Source organism: Streptomyces torulosus (assembly GCF_001419765.1).
Taxonomy (GTDB): Bacteria; Actinomycetota; Actinomycetes; order Streptomycetales; family Streptomycetaceae; genus Streptomyces; species Streptomyces torulosus.
The window spans coordinates 1-6,579 of sequence record NZ_LIRK01000571.1; the positions used below are offsets into that span (position 1 = coordinate 1).

The window sequence follows — 6,579 nt, forward strand, 5'->3', positions numbered from 1 at the left end:
CCGCAGGGGCGGCCGTACGGAGGGGCGCGGGGGCAGGCCGACCCGCCGCGGGGTGCACACCTGGTCGTGGACGGTGTCGAAGGCGGTCGCACGGGCCAGGGTGTCCCCCAGCTGGCAGGTGCGGAGCGCCCCGTCGAGCAGCAGGGCGATCGGGGTCTGGCCCGCGGCGTGGACGGCGGCGTTGGCCGTGGCCAGCAGCACGTCCATGCGGGACGGGCCGAGCCGGTCGCGCAGGAGGGCGCGGAAGCGGGGGTTCTCGCGCAGCAGCGTCGCCACCGCCGTGACCAGGCGCGGTGAGCGCGGCAGCCGCAGGAAGGAGCCGGCCAGGGCGACACCGGTGCCGAGGGTGTCGGCGGCGAGGGCCGTCGCGGCGGCCCGGGTGCCGGCCGGGTCGCCGGGGTGGGTGTATCCCTCGACGTCCTCGTCGGCCAGGGACAGCCCGTGCCGGGCGGCGAGTGCGACCGCCTCGTCCACGACCGTGTCGCCGAGGGCCTCCTCGGCGGCGGACACCACGAGACGGGCCAGGCCCCGGTCCCAGTAGGCGAGCGCCACGTCCGGCCGCTCGGCCAGTGCGGCGGCCACCTTACGGACCGCGTGTTCCGTGCCGCCCTCGCGGTGAACCCGTTGGGGTGTCTCGGGCCGCAGCGCGAGATGGGCCCGCGCGCCGGAGCGCCAGGGGCGCGCACCACCCGGCAACGCGTTGCGGGCGACGTGCGCGGCGCTGTCCACGCTCCGGACGCCCGCCCGTGCCGTTCCGGCCACCGCTCCCGCGGCCAGGCCGACGGCGGGTCCGGCTCCTCGGGCGAGGAGCCGGGGCCCGGCCAGCGCGAGCCCGGTGGCGGCGGCCGTCGGACGTGTCAGCAGTCCGAGCCCCCGGGTGCGCCCCCGCTCAGCCTGTGCATCACCCGACCGGCCATTTTGTGCCATGGCTCTCCCTCACCTCACGCGTGATGCCCTTCCGGGGGAGCCGGGTTCCCGCGAATCGGCTCGCCATCCATGCTTCTGGGCTGGATGGGGCGAAGTACGGCGCGTGGGGTCGCGGAGGCGCTCGGTCACGGCGTGCGGGCACACCTGGGGACACTGGAGGCGCGTACGGTCCCCCTCATCTCCGCTGGAGCAGCCGGGACGGGACCGCTTCGGCGAGGGCGCGGTAGCCCTCCGGGTTGAGGTGGAGCCAGTCGCCGTCGTGGAGGGTCGGCTGGAGCCGGCTCGGGTTCTGCGGGTCGCGGACGGCACGGTCGAAGTCGAGGACGGCGTCGAAGCGGCCGCTGGTGCGGATCCATGTGTTCACCGCCTGCCGTGCGTCCTCGCGGTGCCCGCCGACGTCGTCGTACGGGGTGTTGCCGTCGAACGGGAGCAGGGTCGCGCCGTACACGCGGATGCCCTGGGCGTGGGCGCGGACGATGATCTGGTCGTAGGCGGCGACGAGGTCGGCGGTGACGCGCTGCTGGGCGGCGGGGGTGGCCTCGGCCGTTCCGATGTCGTTGACGCCCTCGAAGACGATCAGCTGTTCGACGGCGCTGTGGGCCAGGATGTCGCGGTCCAGTCGGGCGAGCGCGTTGGGGCCGAGGCCGTCGTTGAGAACGCGGTTGCCGCCGGCGGCCTGGTTCACCACGGCGATGCCCCGGGTGGCGGGCTTCTGCTGCAGGCGGTCGAACAGCTGGTCGGGCCAGCGGTTGTTGCCGTTGGTGGTGGAGCCCCGGCCGTCGGTCAGCGAGTCGCCGAGGACGGCGACGGCGGTGGTGGCGGGCCGGGAGAGGACCTCGACGTCGCTGAGCAGGTACCAGTGGTTGGTGGGGGTGGCCCCGGGGAGCTCGTCGTCGCGGGTGCGGTCGCCGTGCTGGAGGTAGGAGGTGGTGCGGGAGCCGGGGTGCGAGGTGAGGGCGAGGGACGCCTGCCCCTCGGCCAGGTACGTGGTCACGGTGAGGTTGGAGCCGGGCCGCACCGTGAAGTCCAGCGGGTCGGAGACGACCTGGGCGCCGATCGGCACGGTGGTGGCGTCCCGGCCGCCGAAGGTCACCGTCCGGGTGGTGCCGGGCTCGATGGCGCCGACCCCGGCCTGCCCGCCCTTGGGGAGGGCGACGGTGACCGCCGTCAGCGGCAGCGCGGTGCCGCCGAAGGCGTTGGAGAAGCGCAACCGGACGCGGTCGCCGCCGGTGGTGACGCGCACGGTCTGCCGCAGGGTGGTGTCGACGAGCACCGCCCGGTCGCCGGTGAACGGCGCCGGCGGCATGTTGTGCGCCTCGGTGAGCTGCGGCATCGCCGACCAGGTGTTGACCCAGTGCCGGGCGGCCGTGGCCGTGTCACCGGCGCCGGCACCGGCGGTGCCCTGCGGGCTCCTGACGAGCGCCACCACGGCGGAGGACGTCACGACGAGGGCCAGCGCGAGGACGCAGGCGGCGACGAGATGGGCGAGCGACACACGGCTCGACGGCTGGGACGGCTGCACGGGCGATGCCTTTCTCCGGGAACGGGGCTCTGCTGAAAGGAGCCTGGCGTGAGGTGACTCGACGCCAACGTGATCGAAGGCGCGCGGTGTCCGGGCGCGCACCCGGTCGGTGCGCGCCCGGCGGTGGGCGATGGCGAGGCGGGCCGGCGGGTCAGGCGCTGCCCGTCCCGTGGAGGGCCCGGGCGGTGGGTGCGGCGCTGATGCCGGAGCGGTCGGCCCGGTGGCCGGCCCCGGCGCCCGGCGCGATCACGTGACCGTCGTCGGCACCCGGCGCGATCGTGTGACCGGCACCGGCCCCGGCACCGGCGCGAGCGCGTGGTCGCGGGTGACGTCCGTCGCGATCACGGTGCCGCGCGCGGGTCCGTGCGGGGCGCCCCGGTCGGTGACGGTCCGCCGGTCGGTGACGGTCCGCCGGTCAGCCCTCACCCGCCGAGGCCGGCCTAGGGCTGAGGCACGATTCACTGGCCGGTGATGCCGAAGAAGGTCAGGACGCGCTGGCCCATGCCCCAGGCGTACACGTTGTGGCCGACGCCCTGCATGCTGATGCCCTCGACGGGGGCCCGGTCACCGGTGCCGCCGTAGCGGGTGCGGGTCCAGCCGTTCTGGGGTGAGTCGGTGGCGCTCGGCGTCTGGCCGACGCCGCGCACATTGGTCCACTGCTTGATCTCCTCCCCGAAGTTCGGGTACCGCAGCACGTCGTCCTGGGTGCCGTGCCACAGCTGCATCCGCGGCCGGGGGCCGTTGTAGCCGGGGTAGGCGCCGCGGACCAGGTCGCCCCACGCCTGCGGGGACCGGATGATCCTTCCGCCCGCGCACTCGCTGTTCCACTCCGAGCCGTTGGTGGTGGCGAAGCAGGCGAACGGGACACCGGCGAAGGCGGCACCCGCGGCGAACACGTCCGGGTAGACGCCGAGCAGGACGTTGGTCATCATCGCGCCGGAGGAGATGCCGGTGGCGAAGATCCTGCTGGTGTCGGCGTTGTAGGTGCGGACCGTCCAGTCGACCATGGACTTGATGCCCACGGGGTCGCTGCCGCCGCCCCGGCGCAGCGCCTGCGGCGAGGCGACGTCGAAGCACTTGCTGCTGCGGGTGACGGACGGGTACACCACGATGAAGCCGTAGCGGTCGGCGAGCGAGGCGTACTCGGTGCCGCTGTACATGGCCGGCCCGGAGCCGGTGCAGTAGTGCACGGCCACGACGATCGCCGGCTTCCTGGCGACGTTGTTCGGCACGTACAGGTACATCTGGAGGTTGCTCGGGTTCTGCCCGAAGCCGGTGATCTGGGTGAGCGCCGCGCGGGGCGCCGCCTCGGCCTTCGCGTCCCGCGCGGCGCCCGCGTCCGGAGCGGCCTGCGCGAGCGACGACGGCTCGGGGAGCGGCGCGGCCGAGGCCGCCGGGGCGGTGAGGAACGTGGTCGCGAGTAACGGCGCCAGGGCGGCGAGCAGCGCGACGAGGGCTTTTCGGAGCGGTCGGCGCGCGGTGCGGTGGGGGGTTCGGGGCACGTCGTTGTCCCTTCAGCGGGCCGGGAGGGAAGCGTCCGCCGAGCATCGTGACATGCACATGGCCGCCCTGGAAGCGCTCCCACACGTCGAAAGAATTCGCTCCCGGCGCGCCGCCGGAGCGCATGCGCCGGACCCGCCGGCCGGGACGCCCGCATTTACCTGGGACGCCCCATGGTCTTTTGCGCGAAGCGTTGACTAGAAAGCGCTTGCCCCCTACGTTCCGTTCAGCAGTGTGAACTCGCCACCATCGCCCGCCCGGAGCGGTAGAGAGGCGCCTGGGCTCCATCTGCCTGTACGCAAGCATTTCCCAGGGTGTCGAGTCCCCCAGCTCGACCACCCGGCCCGCCCTCGGCGGTCAACATGACGCACGACGTTCACGTACATGGCCCGTCAGTACTAGCTGAAGGGACGCACCCGCATGCGTATCGTCCCCCCACGCATCCCCCCACGTACACACGCGCGAAGAACCTCCTCGATGGCCGCGGCGACCGCTCTCACGGCGGCCGCGGTGATCGCCCTGCCGCAGACCGCGGGGGCCGCGGAGAGCTCGCCGATCGGCTACGGCGCCGGGACCACCGGCGGTGGCGGAGCGTCGCCGGTCACCGTCTCGACCCTGGCCGCCTTCACAAGCGCCGTCGCCGGTGACACGGCGAAGGTCGTCCGGGTCAGCGGCCTGATATCGCTCAGTGGCCAGGTCGACATCGGCTCCCGCACGACGGTGCTGGGCGTGGGCGCGTCGTCCGGGTTCACCGGGGGCGGCCTGCGCATCAAGGAGAAGACCGATGTCGTCGTCCGCAACCTGAACATCAGCAAGCCGGTCGCGCCCGCCGACGGGATCACCGTGCAGGAGTCGACGAGGGTGTGGATCGACCACAACTCCTTCTCCGCCGACCGCGATCACGACAAGGACCACTACGACGGCCTGCTGGACATCAACCACGGCTCGGACGACGTGACGGTGTCCTGGAACACCTTCAAGAACCACTTCAAGGGCTCTCTCGTCGGCCACAGCGACAACAACGCCTCCGAGGACACCGGCCACTTGAAGGTGACGTACCACCACAACCACTTCAGCGACGTCCACTCGCGCATCCCGAGCCTGCGCTTCGGCACCGGGCACTTCTACAACAACTACGTGGACGGCGCCGAGACCGCCTGCCACTCGCGCATGGGCGCCCAGATGCTCGTGGAGAACAACGTCTTCCGCGACACGAAGGTCGCTGTGACCACGAACCGCAGCAGTGACGTGGACGGCTTCGCCAATCTGCGCGGCAACGACCTCGGTGGGGCCGTCACCGAGGTCTCCCGGACGGGGACGTTCACCTCCCCGCCCTACCGCTACACCGCGGAACCCGCCTCGTCCGTCGTCGCCTCGGTGACGTCGGGTGCGGGCGCCGGAAAGCTCTGACAACCCCCCATCCACTCGGAGACAGAAGGAATCGGGACATGACTTCTGCGGCACGTACGCGCGCCCGCACGCGCGCGCTGACCGGGACGCTGGCCGCGTTCGGTCTTTCGTTTGGCATGATCATGACCAGTGGCGCCACTCCGGCGAGCGCCGCGACCTGGCCGTCGGCCTCCGGCAACCAGCCGGTGACCTCCACCATCTCGGTGTCCGGCGTCCGCGACGGCGGCATGAAGCGCTACTACGGCAGCGGTGATCTGGCCGGGGACGGCCAGGAGGAGGGCCAGGACCCGATCTTCAAGCTCGCGGCCGGCGCGACGCTGAAGAACGTCATCATCGGCGCCCCCGGCGCCGACGGCATCCACTGCGAGGGCAACTGCACCCTGCAGAACGTGTGGTGGGAGGACGTCGGCGAGGACGCCGCGACCTTCCGCGGCGGCTCCTCCTACACGGTGACCGGCGGCGGCGCCAGGAAGGCCGCGGACAAGGTGTTCCAGCACAACGGGCCGGGGACCCTGAACATCTCCAACTTCGCGGTCAGCGAGTTCAAGACGCTGTACCGCTCCTGCGGCGACTGCTCCACGCAGTACACCCGCAAGGTGAACCTCAACAACATCGAGGTCACCGGAACGGGTTCCACCGCCCGGCTCGTCGGCATCAACGTCAACCGCGGCGACGTGGCGACCCTGCGCAGGATCACGATCCTGAACGACAGCGGTCGCAAGGTCGTGCCCTGCCAGAAGTACAACAACAACACGGCCGTCGGTACGGGCCCCGACAGCACCAACTGCCTGTACTCCAGCTCGGACATCACCTACAGGTGAGGCCGCTCCTCACCCACCGGTGAGTCCGCTCCCCACGGCCGGACGGAGTCTCCCCCCACGGGCCTCGTCCGGCCGCCCGGTGCTCGGCCGTCGGCGGTCAGCGCTCCGCCCTCACCAGATCTTGCGCTCCCACAGGGGGGCGATGCGCTCCCACGCCTCGTCCCACTGGTCCATCCTGCGCCGCTCCAGACGGCCGCGGACGAGCCTGCCGCCCGCGAAGGGCACGGCCGCCACGAAGATTCCCGCCAGCCCCCCGACCAGGCCGGCCCGCAGCCGGGCCTGGGCCTCCCCGGCGGGCTCGGTCACCAGCCGGCCCCGGGCATCCGTCCAGACGGTGACCGGTGTGCCCACGACGTCGGCCGGGTCGACCCGGCCGACGTCGTGGGCACACCGGTCACC

Annotated in this window: 6 protein-coding genes and 1 pseudogene; 2 read left to right on the forward strand and 5 right to left on the reverse strand. The window is 72.6% G+C overall.

Features of this window, described 5'->3' with window-relative positions; genetic code table 11:
- The 4 genes and pseudogenes from AOK23_RS33670 to AOK23_RS33685 form a co-directional block, all read right to left on the reverse strand.
- A pseudogene (locus tag AOK23_RS33670) lies at window positions 1–927 on the reverse strand (cation-translocating P-type ATPase); the annotation flags it as partial.
- Between the two features lie 175 nt (window positions 928–1,102).
- Window positions 1,103–2,449 carry an SGNH/GDSL hydrolase family protein gene (locus AOK23_RS33675; RefSeq protein WP_055716331.1) on the reverse strand — a complete coding sequence of 449 codons (1,347 nt, stop codon included), beginning with the start codon at window positions 2,447–2,449 and terminating at the stop codon, window positions 1,103–1,105.
- A 246-nt stretch (window positions 2,450–2,695) separates the two neighbouring features.
- Window positions 2,696–2,875: a hypothetical protein gene (locus AOK23_RS33680; protein WP_055716332.1), complete on the reverse strand. Its 180-nt coding sequence runs from the start codon at window positions 2,873–2,875 to the stop codon at window positions 2,696–2,698.
- Between the two features lie 32 nt (window positions 2,876–2,907).
- Window positions 2,908–3,951, reverse strand: coding sequence for an extracellular catalytic domain type 1 short-chain-length polyhydroxyalkanoate depolymerase (locus AOK23_RS33685; protein ID WP_420823774.1), 1,044 nt, complete (start codon window positions 3,949–3,951; stop codon window positions 2,908–2,910).
- Between the two features lie 418 nt (window positions 3,952–4,369).
- Here AOK23_RS33685 and AOK23_RS33690 point away from each other — a divergent pair, with 418 nt between their 5' ends.
- Complete coding sequence (locus AOK23_RS33690; RefSeq protein ID WP_169800362.1) at window positions 4,370–5,359, forward strand: pectate lyase family protein; 990 nt, start codon at window positions 4,370–4,372, stop codon at window positions 5,357–5,359.
- 38 nt (window positions 5,360–5,397) lie between these two features.
- The gene (locus tag AOK23_RS33695) at window positions 5,398–6,180 is read left to right on the forward strand and encodes a pectate lyase (RefSeq protein ID WP_055716334.1); all 783 of its coding nucleotides are present in this window, start codon (window positions 5,398–5,400) and stop codon (window positions 6,178–6,180) included.
- 111 nt (window positions 6,181–6,291) lie between these two features.
- Here the strand turns inward: AOK23_RS33695 and AOK23_RS33700 are convergent.
- A partial coding sequence (locus AOK23_RS33700; RefSeq protein ID WP_476718313.1) for an Rv1733c family protein occupies window positions 6,292–6,579 on the reverse strand: 288 nt, incomplete at its 5' end.

Excerpts from the sequence above, each read along its gene's own strand:
- AOK23_RS33690 (WP_169800362.1), top strand. The coding sequence starts at position 4,370 with ATGCGTATCGTCCCCCCACGCATCCCCCCACGTACACACGCGCGAAGA.
- AOK23_RS33695 (WP_055716334.1), top strand. The coding sequence starts at position 5,398 with ATGACTTCTGCGGCACGTACGCGCGCCCGCACGCGCGCGCTGACCGGG.